This window comes from Oxalicibacterium sp. (genome assembly GCF_057353965.1).
In genome coordinates, this window is sequence record NZ_JBMQZD010000007.1 from 46,813 (window position 1) to 67,523 (window position 20,711).

Genomic DNA, 20,711 nt, shown 5'->3' on the forward strand with positions numbered 1-20,711 from the left:
TTCCAGTCCTAATGGAACATCAAGCGCGCTTTCTCATCGGCAGCGGCAACGCCTGACACGCAATACAATCTCTCCTTTATCAGGACATCCTGTCTCATGCCCGTTTCATTTCGTTTGCGCACTGTCGCAACGCCCTTCCTCTTCATCCTGCTCGGCATCATCTATGCATCGTGGGCGGCACGCATTCCGGCGATCCGCGATGGCCTGCAGCTGACGCCGGCGCAGTTGGGCATCGTGCTGCTGGGCGGCGGCTTCGGCGCCGTCGCCTCGTTTCCGCTGGCGGCCGGCATGGTCGCGCGCTACGGCGCACGGCGCGCCGCCTGGTATGCCGGGCTCGCACTGATTGCCGTTCTGCCATGCACGACACTGGCACCCAATATGCCGCTGCTGGTGATGGCCGTCGTCGTGCTGGGCGCCGGCTCGGGTTGCTTCGACGTTGCCATCAACGCGCTCGGCACCGCGCAGGAAAAATCCGCAGGCCGCTCGACGATGTCGCTGCTGCACGCCTGGTTCTGCGTCGGCACGCTGTCGGGTTCGCTGCTCGGCAGCCTGCTGGCCGGCCTGGCGATCACACCGCTCGTGCATTTCCTTGCAACCTCGCTGTTGCTGCTGCCGCCGCTGGCACTCGCCTACCGCGCCTTGCCGCCGGATCGTGTCGAACCGGAGCCGGGACATGCGCTGTTCGCGATTGCGCACGGGCCGGTCATTGCGCTGGGCCTCATCGGTTTCTGCGGCGCAGTGGCAGAAGGATCGATCGCCGACTGGAGCGGCGTCTTCATGAAGGATGAACTGCATGTGCACGACGGCGTGGCGCCGCTGGCATTCGCCGGCTTCGCCTGCCTGATGCTGTTGGCACGGCTGGTCTGCGATCCGCTGAAGGATCGCTTCGGCGCACGCCGCGTGGTATCGCTGGGCGCGCTGCTGGCAGCGTGCGGCGTCTTCATCGCGACACTGGCACTGAACGTGCCATTGACGATCGCCGGTTTCGCACTGGCCGGTGCGGGACTGGCAGCGGTCTTCCCGTTCACGTTCAGTGCCGCCGGTCGTCACGGCTCGACTGCGCTGGCGGCCGTCGCCACCTTCAGCTACAGCGGCGGCCTGCTCGGTCCGCCGGTAGTCGGCTTTCTCACGCAGGGTTGGGGATTGCAGGCAGGCATCGCTTTCATCGGTGTGCTGGCGGTCGCCATCGCGATTGCCGCCAGCCGCGCACGCTGGCTGGAATAAGCGACTATTCCGGCAGCCAATCCAGCGTTCAAATCAGCGTATTCAATTCAGCCGCTCAGAAATGCAGCCAGCCGCGCCGCTGCATGTGATGCAGCATCAGTCCCGCCACGAAGCCGATGCCGACGTTCCACATGCACAGTGCAGCCGTCAGCAGCACGACGACACGGCCGCCACGGTCCTCGGGAAAGGCGCTGCTGCCCAGCGCCAGTTGCGCGCCGGTCAGGAACAGGATCACGCCGAGTACGGCGATCGGAAACAGGCGGAACAGCAACTCGACCGAACCGCTGAAGAAGAAAGCCAGCACCAGCAGCACGCAGCCGAGAATCACCGGTGCGCCGCCGGTACGCGCACCGAATGCGATATGCCCGGCCATGCCGCCGGCGCCATGGCACATCGGCACGCCGCCGAAGACTGCGCTGAACAGATTCATGATGCCAGTCGAGGCCGCCACACCGCTTTCGCTGACCGGACGATCCGGAAACAGCCGGTTGTTCTCCTCCTTGATCGCGATCACCGCGTTGCCCAGTGTCAGCGGCACCTGCGGCAAGGCCAGCAATACGATGCCGACGAAGAGCTGGTTCCACGTCAGCGTCGACAGCGCGAAGGTCGGTGCATGGAAAGTCGCGCCGGCCTGCACCAGCGCCGTCAGCGATTGCGGATCGCGATAGGCACCGACGGCGATACCGAACGTCAGCAGCACGAACATCGCCGGCACGCTGCGGTTGCCCATCAGCAGCATGGTGCCGATACCACCGATCGCAGCGATCACCCAGTCGTTGTGCATCATGCGCACACCTTCCAGCATGAAGCCGAAACCCAGGCCGAACACGATGCCGACCACCACCGTCGGCGGAACCAACTTCGCCACGCGTGCCGCCAATCCGCTCAAGCCCAGAAACAGCCAGATGATGCCGGTCGCCAGTGCCGCACTGTAGACCGCCGCCGGCGTGACGGTCGCCGTCTGCACGGCCTGCAAGGCGGCGACTGCGCCGATCGCCTTCATCGGCTGCACCGGGAACGGCGTGCGGTAATAGAGTCCGCACACCAGCATCGCTGTGCCGAACGCGAACAGCACACCGAACGGATCCATCCTCAGCACGCCGATGTAGGCCGCGACGAACGGGATCAGCGTGCCGAGATCGCCGAACGCGCCGGCCCACTCCATGCGGTCGTAGCGGTTGCGGCGCGGCTGCGCAGCGGAAGAAGGAAGATTCGGTTCGCTCATGGATAAGCTGCCTGTGTCGTGCGCCGTGAAGAAAGACCATGAAGGAATTGCCAAGGATGCGCCATGATAAACCGTAATAAACCGCGTATTTGAATCATGCAATCGCGTCACACAATCGAATCGCACTATCAAGCCATGTGATCGGGTCGCGCGATACACGACACAATAGACGGCCAAACCCACAGCAACCATGCCTTGTTCACGCTCGCTTGCCGCATCCCTGCGCTTGTGTCAGCATCCCACACTGCCGGTCACATACCGGCACTTCACTCGATCCCGCACTCGATCCGGACAGCAAACATGATTTTTCGCAACAGCGGTACGGCAAGGCGTTCCTGGTTGGACACGCTGAAGGTCTATCGCGAACCCGCCGCCCTGCGCATGCTGTTCCTCGGTTTTTCCGCCGGATTGCCGCTGATGCTGGTGCTGGGCACGCTGAGCTTCTGGCTGCGCGAAGCGGGCATCGACCGCAGCACGATCGGTTATCTCAGTTGGGTCGGCCTCGCCTACGCATTCAAATGGGCCTGGGCCCCGCTGGTGGATCGCCTGCCGATTCCGCTGCTGACGCGCAGCATGGGCCGCCGCCGCAGCTGGCTGCTGCTGTCGCAACTGGCGATCATGGCCGGGCTCGTCGGCATGGCGACGAACGATCCGCATACCGCACTGGAGCCCATCGTCTGGTGCGCCTTGATGGTGGCGTTCGGTTCCGCCACGCAGGATATCGCGCTCGACGCCTTCCGCATCGAATCGGCCGACACCGACCGGCAGGCGGCGTTGGCGGCCAGCTACCAGACCGGCTACCGGCTGGCGATGATCTGGGCCGGCGCCGGCGTGCTGTGGATTGCCGCGCGCGCCGAAGTCGCCGGCATCGACGGCTACCAGCAAGGCGCGTGGCGCGTCGCCTATCTGGCGATGGCGGCATCGATGCTGGTCGGCGTCATCACGGTCTTCTTTGCGCCGGAACCAGTGCAGCGCGCGCTGTCGCCGGCGAAGAACGTAGCAGCATGGCTGGACGATGTCGTCGTCGGCCCGTTCCGCGATTTCCTCATCCGTTATCGCTGGCAGGCCGTCACGATACTCGCGCTGATCGCAATCTATCGCATCAGCGACGTCGTGATGGGCATCATGGCCAATCCGTTCTATGTCGACATGGGCTACACGAAGGACGAGGTGGCGGCGGTCACCAAGGTGTTCGGCATCGTGATGACGCTGGCCGGCGCCTTCGTCGGCGGCGTGCTGTCGATGCGCTTCGGCATGATGCGCATCCTGGCGCTGGGTGCGGTGCTGAGTTCACTGACCAATCTGCTGTTTGCATGGCTGGCCGGCCATGGCCACGACGTGACGGCGCTGATCGCAGTGGTATCGGCCGACAATCTGGCCAGCGGCATCGCCAGCGCCGCCTTCATCGCCTATCTGTCGAGCCTGACCAACATCAGCTATTCGGCGACGCAGTACGCGCTGTTCAGCTCGATCATGTTGTTGCTGCCGAAATTCCTGGCCGGCTATTCGGGCGCTTACGTGGATGCCTTCGGCTATGCGAATTTCTTCACGGGCACGGCGCTATTGGGCGTGCCCGTGATCGTCCTGCTGTGGCTGGCGGCACGCATCGTACCGCCGAAGAATTCCGCGGCCGGCACAACGGCCGTGCCATCGGACGAAACGTAACGCTCAGATCTTCCGCAGGCGGAACACGGCGAGGCTGCCGCGCCAGTTCGGCAGGAAGTTCACCGGCTTGCCGTCGTCGAGCGCCACGCATTCGATCACTTGCAAGCCCACCTCGGCCGCCAGTTCCTCGAAATCGCGGATCGTCGCACAACGCAGGTTGGGTGTGTCGTACCAGTCGTACGGCAGGCTCTTCGACACCGGCATGCGGCCGCGCAGCAGCGCAATGCGATGCGGCCAGTAGGCGAAGTTTGGAAACGACACAATCGCATCACGGCCGACACGGGCAATATCGCGCAGCACGCCTTCGACGTTCTTCATCATCTGCAATGCAGACAGGCACAGCACCGTATCGAAGGCGTTGTCGTCGAAGATGGACAAACCCGATTCCAGATCGCGCTGAATGACATGTACGCCGCGTGCGATGCACTTCGGGATCATTGCATCGTCGATCTCGATACCGTAGCCGCTGCACTCCTTGTCCGTCTGCAGATAATCCAGCATCACGCCATCGCCGCAGCCGAGATCCAGCACATGCGATTCCTTCTTCACCCAGTGCGCGATGAAGGCGAGGTCCGGACGGAAGCCGCTCAATTCCCTGAAATTCATGCGTGCGCTCCTTCCGTCGGATGCGCTTGCGTCGGCTGTTGCACGACTTGTTGTGTCGGTTGCTGCATCTGTTGCCACACATTTCCGAAATAGGAACGCACGACATTCATGTAACGCACGTCGTCCAGCAGGAAGGCATCGTGGCCATGCGGCGCGTCGATCTCGGCGTAGCTCACCTTGCGGCGGTTGTTGACCAGCGCCTCGACGATCTCGCGGCTGCGTTCCGGCGCGAAGCGCCAGTCGGTCGTGAACGAGACGAGCAGGAATTCCGCCTGCGTGTTTTCCAGCGTCTTGGTCAGGTCACCGCCGAAATTCTTGGCTGGATCGAAATAGTCGAGCGCCTTTGTGATCAGCAGATAGGTATTCGCATCGAAGTATTCGGAGAACTTGTCGCCCTGATAGCGCAGATACGATTCGATCTCAAAATCGATGCCGTAGCCGAACTGATATTTGCCCGAACGCAGATCGCGGCCGAACTTGGCAGCCATCACGTCGTCAGACAGATAGGTGATGTGGCCAATCATGCGCGCCACGCGCAAGCCGTTCTTCGGCACCACGCCATGCGCGTAAAAATCGCCGCCGTGAAAATCCGGATCGGTCAGGATCGCCTGTCGCGCGACGTCGTCGAATGCGATGTTCTGCGTCGACAGTTTCGGCGTCGACGCGATCACCACGCAATGACGCAGGCGCTGCGGAAACAGGATGCTCCAGCTCAGCGCCTGCATGCCGCCGAGCGAGCCGCCCATCACGGCCGCGAATTGTTCGATTCCCAAGCGATCGGCCAGGCGCGCCTGCGCCTGCACCCAGTCTTCCACCGTCACGACCGGAAAATGGGCGCCGTAGGGTTTGCCGGTGGCCGGATTTGTGTGCATCGGACCGGTCGAGCCGAAACAGGAACCGAGATTATTGACGCCGATGACGAAGAACTTGTCGGTATCCACCGGCTTGCCGGGACCGACCATGTTGTCCCACCAGCCGACGCTGCCGGCATCTTCACCATAGCGGCCGGCGATGTGATGCGATGCATTCAGCGCATGGCAAATAAGGATGGCATTCGAACGGTCCGCATTCAGCGTGCCGTAGGTTTCGTAGACGAGCGTGTAATCGGCGATCTGCGCGCCGCTCTGCAACTGCAGCGGCTCGGGAAAGAACATCGATTGTGGGGAAACGATTCCGAGAGAACTCATGTTATCCATCAGGAGAAACGCCATTCGACGTGCAGGCAGCGGCTTCCCGATTTGCAAAAACATTTCGCAAAAAACAAAAAAGCCCGACGACGCTTGGACGTTCGGGCTAATTCGGGACTCGTTTCGAGCACGCGCTTTAGCCGTATTTGTTGTGCGCCCGCAAGCTGGTGTCAAATCGGCGCAATGACGTAAGAATAAACAAGTCGCCCGGCTGCGTCAAACGGCCGGTCTCACCTGCAACAGGATCTCCGATGTGAAAATAACAACCGCCGGCAATCGCGATCGTCGGCGCGGACTGACGCTGCAACTGCCTTCCGGCTACAAGGCCTGCAGGCGCTCGACCGCTTCAGCAATCGCCTGCGGCTCGTAGCTGCGCAAAATCTTGCGCGTAGCCGGCTCCAGCACCGTCAGATCGCTGTTGAGAATTTCATTCTTCACCGACAGCAGTTGCGCCGGATGCATCGAAAATTCGCGCAAACCCATGCCCAGCAGCAGGCGCGTCATCTTGATGTCGCCCGCCATCTCGCCGCACACCGAAATCGGCACTTCCGCCTTGGCCGCCATCGCGATCGTTGACGACAGCAGATACAGCACGGACGGATGCAGCGGGTTGTACAGGTGCGCGACCTCGTGATCGACACGATCGATCGCCAGCGTGTACTGGATCAGATCATTGGTGCCGATCGACAGGAAATCCAGTCGCTTGATAAACATCGGCAACGCCAGCGCCGCGCCCGGCACCTCGATCATCGCGCCGACCGGAATCTCGGCATCGAACTTGATCTTCTCGGCACGCAATTGCGCCTTGGCCTGCTCGATCAGCGCCAGCGCCTGGTCGATTTCGGATGCATGCGACAGCATCGGGATCAGCAGCTTGATCGGGCCGAACGCGGATGCGCGCAGGATCGCGCGTAGCTGCGTCATGAACATCTGTGGCTCGGTCAGGCAGTAGCGGATCGCGCGCAGGCCGAGCGCCGGATTCAGCGCAGTCTGCTCATCCTCGTCGATCGGCTTGTCGGAGCCGATGTCCAGCGTGCGGATCGTGACCGGACGGCCCTTCATCGCGATCACGGCCTGCTTGTACGAATGGAATTGTTCTTCCTCGGTCGGCAGCTTGTTGACGTTGCCGGCACGGTTCATGAACAGGAATTCGGAGCGGAACAGGCCGATGCCGTGCGCACTGCCTTCCAGCGCATGCGCGCAATCGTCGGGGAATTCGATGTTCGCCAGCAACGTGACCGGCGTGCCGTCCAACGTGACGGACGGCATTTTTTTCAGCTTGCCAAGCTTCTTGCGTTCGCGCAGCTGGCGCGCCTGTTTCTCGCGATACTGCTCGAGTACGATGGGCGCAGGGTCGACCACCACCACGCCGGCATCGCCGTCGATGATGATCCAGTCACCCTGGCGGATGAGTGCGGATGCGAACGACACGCCGACGGTGGCGGGGATGTCCAGACTGCGCGCGACGATCGCGGTATGCGAGTTCTGACCACCGACGTCGGTGATGAAACCGCCGAAGGCGCGATCGCGGAACTGCAGCATGTCGGCCGGCGAGATGTCGTGCGAGACGACGATCATGTGCGGGCCGTCGCCGTCGGCATTCTTCGGCAGCAAAGCAGCGCTGCCCATCAACTGCTTCAGGATACGTTCGCCGACCTGTTCGACGTCGGCCTTGCGCTCACGCAGATAGGCATCCTCGATCTCCTCGAACTGCGAAGACAGTTCCTCGATCTGCGTCACCAATGCCCATTCGGCGTTGTAATTGCGCGTGCGGATGATGTCGAGCGGCATGTCGGCGATCATCGGATCGGACAGGATCAGCGCATGAACGTCGATGAAGGCGCCGAGTTCGGCCGGGGCTTCCTTCGGCAGTTCGCTCCACAAGGTCTGCAGTTCGGTGCGTACCGCCGCCATCGCAGACTGCAGGCGTGCGACCTCGGCCTCGACCTGATCGTCGGCAATCAGGTAATGCTCGACATCGAGCGCAGCGGGCGCAAGCAGGTGCGCACGGCCGATGGCAATGCCGCGCGAAACCGGAATACCGTGTAGCGTGAAAGATGTCATCGAAATTCGTCTGTTCGGTGAACGTGGCGCAACAATGTGCAATTAAACAGGTAACAACCCGGTAATTAAGCGCAGAAGAACACACAACTATGCAGAGTTGACGCGCCATTGCGATGCAACGGGCGCGCCCATCGGAGAGGCTTATTCGCCCTCGCCGAATTTATCCTTGATCAGCAATTCGATCGCGTCGAAGCATTCCCGCTCGTCGGGGCCGTTCGTCTCCAGCGTGACCTTCGCGCCCTTGCCGGCCGCCAGCATCATCACACCCATGATGGATTTGGCGTTGACGCGGCGCTTGTTGCGCGTCATCCAGACTTCACTCTTGTACTTGGCCGCCAGTTGCGTCAGCTTGGCCGATGCGCGTGCATGCAGGCCCAGCTTGTTGATGATTTCGATTTCCTGTTCGATCATTTTTTCTTCTAGCTTTATGTTGCGGATTCAATTCGGTGCCAGCCGGACGCGGTTGTCCACCCTGACCGCTCCTCCCTGGCCACCGGCCAGCGCCATTTCCACCACGACGTCGAGCGTGTCGTTGCGGTAAGTGATTGCGCGCAGCAGCATCGGCAGGCTGATGCCGGCGATGATGGCCACGTTCTCGGCATTGCACAAACCCAGCGTGCAGTTGGACGGCGTGCCGCCCATCACGTCGGTGATGACCAGCACCCCCGAACCGTCGTCCAGCTTCGCGATCTCCTCCTTTGCGAGCCGCTCCACTTCGCGCGGGTCCTGGTCGGCGATGACGTCGAGCGCCGTCAGCCGTTCCGGTGCCGTGCGGAATACATGCGTCGCCGCGGAAATGAACGCCTGTCCGAGCGGCGCATGCGTCAACAACAGAATCCCGACCATCGGTTTTACCTACCCTTCAACTTAACGCTTCAATGCCGTTTCCGTGCACATGCCGTCAGGCATTCCACGTCGCGACGTGTTTTTCCAGCGCGTCGACGAACATCGCGGCCACGTCGAACCCCGTCTGCTGCCGGATTTCCTGGAAACAGGTCGGGCTGGTGACGTTCAATTCCGTCATCCAGTCGCCGATGGCGTCCAATCCTACCAGCAACAGGCCGCGTTTCAGCAGAACCGGCGCCAGCGCCGTACCGATCTCGCGGTCGCGCGCCGAAATCTCGCGCGCCACGCCGACACCGCCGACAGCCAGGTTGCCGCGAATCTCGGTGCCCTGCGGAATGCGCGCCAGGCAGTACGGCACGACCTCGCCGCCGATCAGCAGGATGCGCTTGTCGCCCTGCGTGATCTCCGGGATGTAGCGCTGGATCATGATGGTCTGGCGGCCGTTGTGCGTCAGCGTCTCGATGATGGAGCCAAGATTCATCGCATCGTCCTTCACGCGGAAGATGCCGATGCCGCCCATACCGTCCAGCGGCTTCAGGATGATGTCGCGATGCTGATGGTGAAAGGCGCGGATGCGTGCCGCATCGGCCGTCACCAGCGTCGGTGCGATGAATTGCGGGAATTGCGCGATCGCCAGCTTTTCGTTGAAGTCGCGGATTGCCTGCGGCTTGTTGAAGATGCGCGCGCCCTGCCTTTCCGCCAGTTCCAGCAGATAGGTCGCGTAGATGTATTCCATGTTGAACGGCGGATCGGTGCGTTCCAGCACCGCATCGAACCATGTCAGCTCGCGCTCCAGCGGCGCATCCATGCGATACCAGTCGTCCTGGTCGCCGGTCAGCGTCACGCGTGCGACATTGGCCACCACGCGGCCGCCTTCGAACGCCATGTCCTTGTGCTGCAGGACATGGATCGCATGGCCGCGGCGTGCCGCTTCCGCCATCATCGCGTAGGTAGTGTCCTTGTAGATCTTGAAGCCGTCCAGCGGATCGGCGATGAAAGCCAGTTTCATTCGATGTATCCCGGGAAATCTCGTCGCGGCCGCTCAAGCGACCGTGGAATATGCCATTGTGCCATCAAGCGGCTTTTTCGATACGGCGCGACGGCAATCTCCGCTCAGTACACTTCCGGATTCGGATCGGTCTTTTCCATCTCCAGCGAAGCCGCCAGCAACGCCAGTCGCGCAACGACGCCGTAGATGTAGAAACGATTCGGCGCGGCCGTGCCGGGCTTGGCCTGGTAATCCGGCAGCGCATGCTGATGCGCAAACGCCAGCGGCACGAAATGCGCGCCCGGTGCGTTCAGGTTTTCGTGATTGCCGCGATCCGCATGCACGCGATAGAAACCGCCGACGACGTAGCGGTCGATCATGTAAACCACCGGCTCGGCCACCGATTCGTTGATGTGCTCGAAGGTCGGCACGCCTTCCTGGATGATGACGTCGGTCACTTCCAGTCCGTCCTTCAGCACGGCCATCTTGTTGCGCTGCTTGCGGTTCAGGTCCTTGACCTCGGACGCATCGTGCACGGTCATGATGCCCATGCCATAGGTGCCGGCATTGGCCTTGACGACGACGAACGGCTTTTCCTTGATGCCGTATTCCTTGTACTTCTTGCGCATCTTCGCCAGCAGCGTGTCGACGTTGGCGGCCAGGCATTCCTCGCCGGTATGGTCGTTGAAATCGATGCCGTCGCATTTCATGAAGAAAGGATTGAGCATCCACGGATCGACGTCGATCAGCTTGGCGAATTTCTTGACCACCTCGTCGTAGGCAGCGAAGTGATTGGTCTTGCGGCGCACGGCCCAGCCGGCATGCAGCGGCGGCAGCAGGTTCTGCTCGTGGATGTTTTCCAGGATGGACGGCAGGCCGGACGACAGGTCGTTGTTCAGCAGGATCGTGCACGGATCGAAATTCTTCAGGCCGACGCGGCGGCCGTTGGCGGAGCGTTCCAGTGGTTCCAGCGTCAGCGTGCTGCCGTCGGGCAATTCGATCGGCGTCGGTTTCTTGACGTCCGGCGACAGCGAACCGAGGCGCACATTCAAACCCGTCTGGCGGAAAATCTGCATCAGTCGCGCGACGTTCTGCAAATAGAAGGTGTTGCGCGTATGCCCTTCCGGGATCATCAGCAGATTCTTGGCATCCGGACAATATTTCTCAATGGCGGCCATCGCCGCCTGTACGGCCAGCGGCAGCATTTCCGGCGATAGGTTGTTGAAGCCGCCCGGAAACAGGTTGGTATCGACCGGCGCCAGCTTGAAGCCCGCATTGCGCAAATCCACCGAACAGTAAAAAGGCGGCGTGTGTTCCTGCCATTCGAGGCGGAACCAGCGCTCGATGGCCGGCGTGGCGGTGAGAATCTTCTTTTCCAGATCGAGCAGCGGACCGTTGAGGGCGGTGACGAGGTGCGGAACCATATAAACCTTTGGCGTTGACTATCTTTGTAGACGCTTGATTCTAAACGGAAAATCCGATCGCGCCTCCGGATTCGATTGATCCGGCCTATGCAGATTAGGGTCGTTATGCAAATTTTAAAGGTCCATATGAAAAAAGCGCCTCCCGGAATCCGGAAGGCGCTTTTGCAAACCCGCTTGCGCGGGGAGAAACAATTACGAGTAGTAGGCCGATTCGCCGTGGCTGGTGATGTCCAGACCTTCGCGTTCCGCTTCGTCCGCGACGCGCAGGCCGATCGTCATGTCCACCAGCTTGTAGGCGATGAAGGCAACCACGCCCGACCAGACCAGCGTGATGACCACGCTCTTGATCTGCACCAGCACCTGATGGCCCATCGCATAGTCGGCTGCGCCGGTGCCGCCCAGCGCCGGCGAGGCAAACACGCCGGTCAGGATCGCACCGAGAATGCCGCCGACGCCATGGACGCCGAACACGTCGAATGCATCGTCCACACCCAGCATGCGCTTGAGGCCACTGACACCCCACAGGCAGACTGCACCTGCCAGCAGACCCAGCACGATCGAACCCATCGGGCCGACGAAGCCGGCAGCCGGCGTCACCGCGACCAGGCCGGCGACCGCACCGGATGCGGCACCCAGCATCGAAGGCTTGCCCTTCAGGATCGCTTCGAGGAACACCCACGACACGGCGGCGGCGCCCGTTGCCAGGATCGTGTTGATGAAGGCCAGGCCGGCAACGCCGCCCGCGCTCAGCGCGGAACCGGCGTTGAAACCGAACCAGCCCACCCACAGCAGCGAAGCGCCGATCATCGTCATCGTCAGCGAATGCGGCGGCATCGCCTCCTTGCCAAAGCCGATGCGCTTGCCGACCATATAGGCGCCGACCAGACCGGCGATACCGGCGTTGATGTGCACCACGGTACCGCCAGCAAAGTCCAGCGCACCGTCTTCAAACAGCAGGCCGCCGGCCGCCCAGACCATGTGGGCCATCGGGATGTAGCTGAACGTGAACCACAGCACGGCAAACGCCATTACGGCGGCGAACTTCATGCGCTCCGCAAAGGCACCGACGATCAGTGCACAGGTGATCGCGGCAAACGTTGCCTGGAACGACGCGAACACGTACTCCGGAATCGTGCCGGACAGCGTGTCCTTGCCGATGCCGTTCAGAAACAGCTTGTCGAAGGTGCCGACGAAGGAACCGCCGCCCGCGAACACCAGGCTGTAGCCGTAGATCGCCCACAGCACGGTAATCAGCGAGAACAGCATGAACACCTGCATCAGCACGGACAGCATGTTCTTGGAACGGCCAAGGCCGCCGTAGAACAGCGCCAGACCGGGGATCGTCATCAGGATGACGAGCAGCGTCGACGTCAGCATCCAGGCGGTGTCGCCGGAGTTCAGCGTCGGTGCCGCAGCGGGAGCCTCCGGTGCAGCGGGCGCTTCTGCCGCAGGCGCCGCTACCGGTGCTTCGGTGGTTACTGCCGGCGCGGCAGCCTCTTCCGCCATCGCCGGCATGCCGGCACCGGCTGCCATCAACAAGGCCCCGGCAGCCAGGGCGCTTGCGAACAGTTTCTTGATACTCATTGTTTTCCCCTTATAGAGCTTCGCTGCCGGTTTCGCCGGTACGAATGCGAACGACTTGTTGCAGGTCATAGACGAAAATCTTGCCGTCGCCGATCTTACCCGTACGCGCCGACGTTTCGATCGCTTCGATCGCACGATCGACGATGGCATCGTCGACGGCGGCTTCGATCTTGGTCTTCGGCAGAAAATCGACGACGTATTCTGCGCCACGATACAGCTCGGTGTGGCCTTTCTGGCGACCGAAGCCCTTGACCTCGGTCACGGTGATGCCTTGCACGCCGATCTCGGACAAGGCTTCACGCACCTCGTCCAGCTTGAACGGCTTGATGATTGCGGTAATCAGTTTCATGTTCGCCTCTTTGATTAGAAGGATTTGCTGAGGGTCAGGACTGCGCCGGTCTTGCCGTTGAAATGCGTGCTGCCGTTGTCTTTGACGTAGGAATACGCATCACGCTCCGCGTCCGTGCCGACCACGGCCAGCGTCACCGTCACAATCGGGAAATCCTTTGTCACGCCGACTTTCCAGTCGGTATAGCTTGCGTCGACCGGTTGATCGCCCTTGATCTTCTGATGACCGACGTGGAGACCGAGCATATAGCCGTCGACGATTTCAAAGCTGGCATTGGCTTCGATATAGTTGCTGTTCTTGCTGTCGTCAAAACCGAAGGCGTTGGTCACAGCGTGGGAATACTTGACGGAAACCGGACCATAGCCGACAGAGCCGTAAATTTCCGTCGTGTCGGGATTGGTGCCCAAGCCGCTGCCCGGATAGAAATAGCGCAGCACGCCGACATCATAGGAAACATCCTTGACGATCTCGCCGCGAATACCGCCGTACAGGTCATATTCGATATCGCTGTCACCGCCGGCATCGTCGATCCACTTGATGGACGATGCCCATACGCCGGCATAGAGACCTGTCGGATTGTGCGTGTAATCGACACCGCCGGAAATGGCAGGATCGCCGTGCGTTTGCGAGATGCCGCGGAAACGATAATCCGTGCTGAATGCGGCATTGAAGGCGAACTGATTGTCTGGAGCAGGTGCTGCAGCTTCCTGCGCATGAGAAACATTGGCAGCGAAGGCGGCCGACACAGCGACTGCAAGAATCAGTTTTTTCATGATATTCCCTTTAAAGTAAATGTAGAAACCAGACTTTGGAATGTCCTCGATCCACATTTAGCAGGACTCATGCCAGCTTGATTCTCCAGATGTATTATCATTTTTTCTATGAAGCACGGTGCAAAAAGCAGTTTGGAAATAACCTTTTCCATGCACCTTAATGGGCCTGCACCGTTCCCGAGCGATGCACGCCAAATTGCACCTGAATGGTGCTGAATTTTCACTTTTATAGGGGGCCCAGATGGAAAAGTCCACTTTCATCAACGATATGCAGAACAAGATTCACCAGGTGCTGGAAAACTCGCCGGCAAAGGACATCGAAAAAAACCTGAAGGCCATGATGAGTCAGGGATTCGCGAAACTCGATCTCGTCACGCGCGAGGAATTCGATGTGCAGGCGCAAGTGCTGGCAAATACGCGCGCCAAGCTGGAAGCACTGGAAGCCCAGGTTGCCGAACTGGAAGCGCGGTTGAAAGGATAAACAGGTACTGATCGGCATCGTTCGCTGTCGCTCACACCTGAAATACTGTGCGATGCGCGTCGCGCTTCATGGCAGCGCAACGCCATGGACGACATCCGAAGCCATGCCCGAGGTGCGTGCATGCAAATCCGCGGGCTGACCGCTACATCACGGGTCGGACGATGTGCAGCGCAGGGCGCATGTTTCCGGATTGTCGTACCGACTGCCCGGCATCCAGTGCCGGTACACATAACAAGTAGAAGAGACATTCGCAAAACAAGGGAGAACAATGAGCCTCGCCGTTCTGACCAGCCGCGCCCTGGCCGGCATGCAAGCGCCCGAAGTCCTTGTCGAAGTGCATCTGGCCAACGGCCTGCCCAGCTTTACTATCGTCGGCCTGCCGGAAACCGAAGTGAAGGAATCCAAGGATCGCGTGCGCGCAGCGCTGCAGAATGCCGGCTTCGAATTCCCCGCAAGAAGAATCACTGTCAATCTGGCGCCAGCCGATCTGCCGAAGGAGTCCGGGCGCTTCGATCTACCGATTGCACTGGGCATTCTGGCTGCTTCCGGGCAGATGCCGGCCGATTCGCTGGATCAATATGAATTTGCCGGCGAGCTGTCGTTGTCCGGCGAACTGCGGCCCATTCGCGGCGCACTGGCGATGACATTCGCCATGCATCGCGATGGCGGCCGCAGCGGCAAACATCGCGCATTCATTCTGCCACGCGCCAACGCAGATGAGGCGGCACTGGTCAACGACGTGACCATCCTGCCGGCCGACTCTTTACTGCAAGTTTGTGCCCACTTCGCGGCAGGCGACGGTGCATCAAAGCTTGCACGTCATCAAGCTCTCCCATCGGGGACAATGCCGGCTTACCCCGACTTGGCCGACGTAAAAGGCCAGGCGCAAGCCAAGCGCGCACTGGAAGTCGCCGCCGCCGGTTCGCACAGCCTGCTGATGGTCGGCCCACCGGGCACCGGCAAATCGATGCTGGCGGCGCGCTTCGCCGGCATCCTGCCGCCGATGACCGACGATGAAGCGCTAGAATCGGCCGCCGTGCAATCGCTGACCAGCGGCTTCACGACGTCACGCTGGAAGGTACGGCCCTATCGGGCGCCCCACCACACGGCATCCGGCGTGGCACTGGTCGGCGGCGGCAGCACGCCGCGGCCAGGTGAAATTTCGCTGGCCCATCGCGGCGTGCTGTTCCTCGACGAATTGCCCGAATTCAACCGCGCCGTACTGGAAGTCCTGCGCGAACCGCTGGAATCCGGCCGCATCACGATTTCACGTGCTGCGCGGCAGGCAGATTTCCCCGCACATTTTCAGTTGATTGCCGCGATGAATCCATGCCCATGCGGCTTCCTCGGTCACGCTTCCAACAAATGCCGCTGCACGCCGGACAACATCGCGCGCTATCAGGGAAAAATCTCCGGTCCGCTGCTCGATCGCATCGATATGCAGATTCAAGTCGGCGCGCTAGCGCATGACGATCTGGCCGGACAGTCGCAAGGCGAGTCGTCGCATACCGTCGCACAACGCGTATTGCGCGCCTCCTCACGGCAGCATGCCCGCCAGGGCAAGCACAACAATCTGCTGACCGTCGGTGAGATCGATGCGCATTGCCGTCCGGATGCCGGCGGCGAACAATTGCTGCGCACGGCGATGATGCGCTTGAACTGGTCGGCGCGCGCCTACCACCGCGTCCTGAAGGTCGCGCGCACGATTGCCGATCTGGCCGATGCGCCGTCGGTCGCACAGGCGCATGTGGCCGAAGCCATCCAGTACCGCCGTGCTATGCGCGAACAGTGATCTAATGCTTGCGAACGCTTTCTGCCACTTCCGGCGTGCCGTCCGGATACGAATGCAGGCAATAGGCGCTGCTGACCTGACCGTTCGCCTGCGGCTGGATGCCCTTGATCCGATAGACGATCGCGTTATTGAACACCACCGGTCCGTCCACGATGCGCGCGTCTTTCAACACGCTTTTTTTCAGACAGGCTTGCGCCGTTTGGTTGTACAGGGCCTGCCACGCTTCCGGCGAAGAAGCCAACGCGCCGCCTGCCACAGCAGCCAGTACACCCGTCAAAAGAATGCGTCGCATGATGTTTCCCTTTCGCGAAGTAGATCGATGCCGTTGCCGCATCGCATGATGCGGTGATGCGGTGATGCGGTGATGCGGAATGGACCTTCACTGACAGCCGAGGTTCCGCAGCGTCTCGACCCTGCCTGCCGCGTGTCAGCGCAGACTGTCGATATCGAATGCCAGCATGTTCCAACTGACGCCGATGCGCACATCGGTCTTCAGCGCAACCAGTTGCCGCGAGATTGCGAGATTCTCGCGGCCCTGCCGCAACCGTTCGCCGAGCGCGTCCTTCAATATGCCGGCACCGGCCATGATGCGATGGATATCGCCATAGTTTTGCAGCAACTTCGCCGCCGTCTTCACGCCGACCTTCTGCACGCCCGGAATGCCGTCCGCCGCATCGCCGGTCAATGCCAGCAGATCGGGCAACAGCGCAGGCGGCACGCCGAATTTCGCTTCGACCCATTGCGCATCGTGCCACTCGCCGCGAAAGTGGTCCCACAGCAACGCGCCATCGGCGATCAATCCATGCAAGTCTTTGTCGGTAGAAGCGACGATCGCATCGCCGCGCCCTTCGTGCAGCCAGCGCAGCACAGCCGTGGCGATGACGTCGTCGGCTTCCACGCCCTCGACGGAAACCGGCGTCAAGCCCCATTCGCCGAGTTGCGCGCAAAATCCGGCCAGGCCCGCCTGCAGCGCAGCGGGAACCTCTTCGCGCTGTTCGCGATAGGCGGCATACACGTCGTGCCGCCACGTCCGTCCACCTGCATCGAAAACGGGCAGCACGTGCGTTGGCGCATGCGTGGCCAGCAATTTGCGGAACGATGACAAGGCATGCCGCAATGCAAGCTCCGCCTTGGCTTCCAGCTCCGTTTCATCGTTGGCTTCATAAACACGGCGCACGATATTCATGCCGTCGATCGCAAGCAGTTTTCCCATCAGCGTTCCATCATTGTTCAGTGATCATCCATGGCAGGTTGACTGCAAACATCCGCAGATTCTACGCATCTCGCCACATGGAAGAAACCGCGCCGCGCGATGTAACATAGACCATTCTGATGACGACGGCCATTTCACCGTTTCTTCCTACATGAAACCTTTCCTGCTCCGCATTTCATTCGTCACGATGCTGGCAATAGTAGCCGCCTGCTCGCCGAAATTCGACTGGCGCGAAATCCGCGGCGACGATGCAACCTACGTGATCGCCATGCCGGCCAAGCCGGCCGTGTTCACGCGACGCATCGATCTGGATGGCATGACAACCGCGATGACGATGACAGCAACGGAAGTCGACGGCATCACTTTCGCCATCGGCATCGCCGAATTGCCCGAAGCGACGCAGGCACAAACTTCGCTGGCCGCGATGAAGACGGCAATGGTCAACAACATCCGCGGCACGGTCCGGCACGAGAAAACGGCAACGATGCCGCAATCGCAACGTGCCGGCGCAGGCATGCTGGCCTACACGGAAATCGCGGCGTCGGGTGCCGCCGATGCGGCAACGAACGGTCAACCTCGCGTGCTGTTCGCCCGTTTCTTCGCCAAGGAACGGCGCGTCTACCAGCTTGTCGTCACCGGCAGCGAAAAAGCGGTCCAGCGCGATCTGGTCGATACCTATTTTTCGTCGTTCCGATTCAATTGATGCACTGCATTTTCGGCATAACATCGTCGCATACATCACAGCGATGATAGATACACGGCCACGTTTTACGTTGCTAGAACACGCGCCGAAATCGTGCTATCGTTAATTCGCATTTACTAGAAGAAGGAGGCAGCTCATGCTAATCAAGTTCAAATCCAAAGCCGCCGCCGACGTACTGATGTACGAGGAACATGCGAGCCGGATTCTCGACCTGCTGCACAAGGATCACAAACTTGGCGTCATCACGGCTGCCGAAACCGGCAACGCGATCAAGCTGCTGGAAGGCGAGATCACGATGAGCAAGGCGCACGTTCCCTCCGACACGATCCAGCGCGACGTGCTGGCACATCACGGCGAAGACGGCGACGACAACGAACATGAGCATCCGGAAGTCGTCAGCTTTTCTTCCCGCGCCTACCCGTTGCTGGAGATGCTGCGTGCGGCGCATGCGGAAAACGAGGATGTGCTGTGGGGCGTTTGATCCCCGCCTGTCGTTTCCGCTGACTTTTCCCTTCCCGGGCAACACCGACGCATCCGCTCCATGCGGATGCGGTTAGCCACCTGTCTCGCCCAGTCACCCGTTACAATCACGTTCCCGAACTCTCTGCGCACGGCACTGCCGCCATGCCGCATAACGTGACGCGACTTTCCCTCAAACCCGATTCCCTTTCCTTCAGCCTGCATGGCGCAGCCACAGCAGTGGCTGCCGTCGGCCGCGGTACCGCACTGCCGCAGGCGCTGGCCCAGGTATTCGCGCAAACCGATGCCGCACCACAGGCGCGCGGCGCCATCCAGGATATCGCCTACTGCTGCCTGCGGCATCTGGGCTGCGCCGAAGCATTGCTCTCGGCCATGACACCGCGACGCGTCGAGCCGGCCACACTGCATGCACTGCTGTGCTGCGGACTGGCGCTGTTGATCGATGTCGACGACAGCGGCAACCCGCGCTACAACGCCTTCACCATCGTCGATCAGGCCGTGACCGCTGCTGCCTCCGACAGCAGCATGGCCCGAGCCAAGGGAATGGCCAATGCCGTGCTGCGCCGTTTCCTGCGCGAACGCGACACGCTGCTGCCACAAGTCCTGCGCGATCCGGTGGCGCAATGGAATTATCCGGCGTGGTGGATCAGGAATGTGCAGTCGGCCTATCCGAACAACTGGCAAGCCATCCTGCAAGCAGGCAATGCTGCGCCACCGCTGACATTGCGCGTGAACCGCCGCAAAACCACCGTTGACGACTATCTAGCCAAGTTGGCCAGCGCCGGCATCGCGGCCACACGGATCAGCATCGGTATCGGCGCCGACGCGATCCGGCTGGCGCAACCGATACCAGTGCATCGCATTCCCGGCTTCGACGACGGCATGGCCTCGGTCCAGGATGCCGCCGCCCAACTGGCGGCACCCTTGCTCGACCTGCACGACGGCATGCGTGTACTGGATGCCTGCGCCGCTCCGGGCGGCAAGAGCTGCCACATCCTGGAAACCGCCGACGTCGATCTGCTGGCACTGGACAGCGACGCGCGCCGCCTGCAGCGCATCGCCGAAAATCTGCAGCGCCTGCAGTTGCACGCCGCCTTGCATGCCGGCGATGCCAGCCTGCGCGACTGGTGGGACGGCCGGCCGTTCGACCGCATCCTGGCCGACGTACCCTGCACCGCATCGGGCATCGTGCGGCGGCATCCGGACATCCGCTGGCTGCGCCGCAAGGAAGATGCAACACAGTTGTCATCGATTTCGGCCAAAATCCTGGACAACCTTTGGCAGATGTTGAGGCCGGATGGTAAATTGCTGTTTGTGACCTGTTCGCTGTGGCCGCAGGAATCGGAACGGCAGGCGGCCGCCTTCGCGCAGCGCAACGGCGCAACGAGGCTGCCTGCGCCGGGCCAGTTGCTGCCGACGAGCGACGGAGAACGGGATCACGACGGATTGTTCTATGCGCTGTTCCAAAAGACCGCCGCCTGACCCGTCGATCGAACAACCTATTTTGCCGGCGGCTCTGCCGCGACATGCGTGAAAAGAAAAACCTTCTTTCCATTTCACTGGCTGTGCGCCATCTTTCTGCTTGCGTTCTCGCTGCAACACGCGACCGCGCATGCCGACGGCATCGACATCCAGGAAGCGCATCTGGAAAGCAGCGACGAAGGCTACCGTCTTTCCGCCATCTACAACTTCGATCTGAATCGCGGCCTGGAAGATGCGCTGTCGCGCGGCATCCCGCTCTACTTCACCACCGAGATCGAGATCACCAAACCGCGCTGGTACTGGTTCGATGCGAAGGAAGTCGTCAGTTCCCAGACCATCCGCATCTCGTACAACGTGCTGACGCGCCAGTATTACGCTGCGATCGGCAACCGCCTGCATCAAAGCTTCGATTCGCTGGATGATGCCCTGTCGCTGGTGCGACGCCCGAGCCGCTGGATCGTCGCCGACAACGGCACGCTCAAGGCCGGCACCACCTATGAAGTCGCGGTCCGCATGCAGCTGGACGTTGCGCAGCTTCCCAAACCCTTCCAGATCCACGCACTCAACAGCAGCGACTGGCGATTGTCCTCGGACTGGGAGCGCTTCGATTACACGGCAGACTGAT

At 61.1% G+C, this 20,711-nt stretch carries 21 protein-coding genes; 8 read left to right on the forward strand and 13 right to left on the reverse strand.

The window, feature by feature from the left end:
* Positions 1 to 96 precede the first annotated feature (96 nt).
* Positions 97 to 1,224, forward strand: a complete 1,128-nt coding sequence (locus ACO1VH_RS11960; protein WP_486244701.1) for an MFS transporter — start codon at positions 97 to 99, stop codon at positions 1,222 to 1,224.
* A gap of 55 nt (positions 1,225 to 1,279) precedes the next feature.
* Here the strand turns inward: ACO1VH_RS11960 and ACO1VH_RS11965 are convergent, their stop codons facing one another.
* On the reverse strand, positions 1,280 to 2,449 hold the full coding sequence (locus ACO1VH_RS11965) for a putative sulfate/molybdate transporter (protein ID WP_486244702.1): 1,170 nt from the start codon (positions 2,447 to 2,449) through the stop codon (positions 1,280 to 1,282).
* A gap of 300 nt (positions 2,450 to 2,749) precedes the next feature.
* Between ACO1VH_RS11965 and ACO1VH_RS11970 the strand changes: the two genes are divergently transcribed.
* Positions 2,750 to 4,114, forward strand: a complete 1,365-nt coding sequence (locus ACO1VH_RS11970; protein WP_486244703.1) for an AmpG family muropeptide MFS transporter — start codon at positions 2,750 to 2,752, stop codon at positions 4,112 to 4,114.
* 3 nt (positions 4,115 to 4,117) lie between these two features.
* On the opposite strand, the gene metW is transcribed toward ACO1VH_RS11970, so the two are convergent.
* From metW to ACO1VH_RS12020, 10 genes are all read right to left on the reverse strand, one after another.
* Positions 4,118 to 4,720 (reverse strand): methionine biosynthesis protein MetW, encoded by a 603-nt coding sequence (gene metW / locus ACO1VH_RS11975; RefSeq protein ID WP_486244704.1) that lies wholly within the window; start codon positions 4,718 to 4,720, stop codon positions 4,118 to 4,120.
* The gene (gene metX / locus ACO1VH_RS11980) at positions 4,717 to 5,907 is read right to left on the reverse strand and encodes a homoserine O-succinyltransferase MetX (protein WP_486244705.1); all 1,191 of its coding nucleotides are present in this window, start codon (positions 5,905 to 5,907) and stop codon (positions 4,717 to 4,719) included. Before metX ends, metW begins: the two co-directional genes overlap by 4 nt.
* A 318-nt stretch (positions 5,908 to 6,225) precedes the next feature.
* Entirely contained in the window at positions 6,226 to 7,971 is a 1,746-nt protein-coding gene (ptsP, locus tag ACO1VH_RS11985) for a phosphoenolpyruvate--protein phosphotransferase (RefSeq protein ID WP_486244706.1), read from the reverse strand.
* A gap of 141 nt (positions 7,972 to 8,112) precedes the next feature.
* Positions 8,113 to 8,382: an HPr family phosphocarrier protein gene (locus ACO1VH_RS11990; protein WP_486244707.1), complete on the reverse strand. Its 270-nt coding sequence runs from the start codon at positions 8,380 to 8,382 to the stop codon at positions 8,113 to 8,115.
* Between the two features lie 27 nt (positions 8,383 to 8,409).
* A complete protein-coding gene (locus ACO1VH_RS11995; protein ID WP_486244708.1) occupies positions 8,410 to 8,817 on the reverse strand; it encodes a PTS sugar transporter subunit IIA in 408 nt (135 codons plus the stop codon).
* A 55-nt stretch (positions 8,818 to 8,872) separates the two neighbouring features.
* The gene (gshB, locus tag ACO1VH_RS12000) at positions 8,873 to 9,826 is read right to left on the reverse strand and encodes a glutathione synthase (protein ID WP_486244709.1); all 954 of its coding nucleotides are present in this window, start codon (positions 9,824 to 9,826) and stop codon (positions 8,873 to 8,875) included.
* Between the two features lie 104 nt (positions 9,827 to 9,930).
* Positions 9,931 to 11,229 (reverse strand): glutamate--cysteine ligase, encoded by a 1,299-nt coding sequence (gene gshA / locus ACO1VH_RS12005; RefSeq protein ID WP_486244710.1) that lies wholly within the window; start codon positions 11,227 to 11,229, stop codon positions 9,931 to 9,933.
* 192 nt (positions 11,230 to 11,421) lie between these two features.
* Entirely contained in the window at positions 11,422 to 12,813 is a 1,392-nt protein-coding gene (locus ACO1VH_RS12010; RefSeq protein ID WP_486244711.1) for an ammonium transporter, read from the reverse strand.
* A gap of 10 nt (positions 12,814 to 12,823) precedes the next feature.
* Positions 12,824 to 13,162: a P-II family nitrogen regulator gene (locus ACO1VH_RS12015; RefSeq protein ID WP_486244712.1), complete on the reverse strand. Its 339-nt coding sequence runs from the start codon at positions 13,160 to 13,162 to the stop codon at positions 12,824 to 12,826.
* A 14-nt stretch (positions 13,163 to 13,176) separates the two neighbouring features.
* On the reverse strand, positions 13,177 to 13,935 hold the full coding sequence (locus tag ACO1VH_RS12020) for a TorF family putative porin (RefSeq protein WP_486244713.1): 759 nt from the start codon (positions 13,933 to 13,935) through the stop codon (positions 13,177 to 13,179).
* Between the two features lie 241 nt (positions 13,936 to 14,176).
* Here ACO1VH_RS12020 and ACO1VH_RS12025 point away from each other — a divergent pair, with 241 nt between their 5' ends.
* The gene (locus ACO1VH_RS12025) at positions 14,177 to 14,416 is read left to right on the forward strand and encodes an accessory factor UbiK family protein (protein WP_486244714.1); all 240 of its coding nucleotides are present in this window, start codon (positions 14,177 to 14,179) and stop codon (positions 14,414 to 14,416) included.
* Between the two features lie 268 nt (positions 14,417 to 14,684).
* Positions 14,685 to 16,208, forward strand: a complete 1,524-nt coding sequence (locus ACO1VH_RS12030) for a YifB family Mg chelatase-like AAA ATPase (RefSeq protein WP_486244715.1) — start codon at positions 14,685 to 14,687, stop codon at positions 16,206 to 16,208.
* Position 16,209: 1 nt separating this feature from the next.
* Here the strand turns inward: ACO1VH_RS12030 and ACO1VH_RS12035 are convergent, their stop codons facing one another.
* On the reverse strand, positions 16,210 to 16,500 hold the full coding sequence (locus ACO1VH_RS12035; RefSeq protein ID WP_486244716.1) for a hypothetical protein: 291 nt from the start codon (positions 16,498 to 16,500) through the stop codon (positions 16,210 to 16,212).
* Positions 16,501 to 16,635: 135 nt separating this feature from the next.
* Positions 16,636 to 17,421 carry a 5'-3' exonuclease gene (locus ACO1VH_RS12040; RefSeq protein ID WP_486244717.1) on the reverse strand — a complete coding sequence of 262 codons (786 nt, stop codon included), beginning with the start codon at positions 17,419 to 17,421 and terminating at the stop codon, positions 16,636 to 16,638.
* 151 nt (positions 17,422 to 17,572) lie between these two features.
* On the opposite strand from ACO1VH_RS12040, the gene ACO1VH_RS12045 reads away from it, so the two are divergent.
* From ACO1VH_RS12045 to ACO1VH_RS12060, 4 genes are all read left to right on the forward strand, one after another.
* Entirely contained in the window at positions 17,573 to 18,124 is a 552-nt protein-coding gene (locus ACO1VH_RS12045) for a hypothetical protein (RefSeq protein ID WP_486244718.1), read from the forward strand.
* A 136-nt stretch (positions 18,125 to 18,260) separates the two neighbouring features.
* Positions 18,261 to 18,605 carry a DUF1840 domain-containing protein gene (locus tag ACO1VH_RS12050; protein WP_486244719.1) on the forward strand — a complete coding sequence of 115 codons (345 nt, stop codon included), beginning with the start codon at positions 18,261 to 18,263 and terminating at the stop codon, positions 18,603 to 18,605.
* A 143-nt stretch (positions 18,606 to 18,748) separates the two neighbouring features.
* The gene (rsmB, locus tag ACO1VH_RS12055; protein ID WP_486244720.1) at positions 18,749 to 20,086 is read left to right on the forward strand and encodes a 16S rRNA (cytosine(967)-C(5))-methyltransferase RsmB; all 1,338 of its coding nucleotides are present in this window, start codon (positions 18,749 to 18,751) and stop codon (positions 20,084 to 20,086) included.
* Between the two features lie 48 nt (positions 20,087 to 20,134).
* On the forward strand, positions 20,135 to 20,710 hold the full coding sequence (locus tag ACO1VH_RS12060; protein ID WP_486244721.1) for a DUF4390 domain-containing protein: 576 nt from the start codon (positions 20,135 to 20,137) through the stop codon (positions 20,708 to 20,710).
* Position 20,711 lies beyond the last annotated feature (1 nt).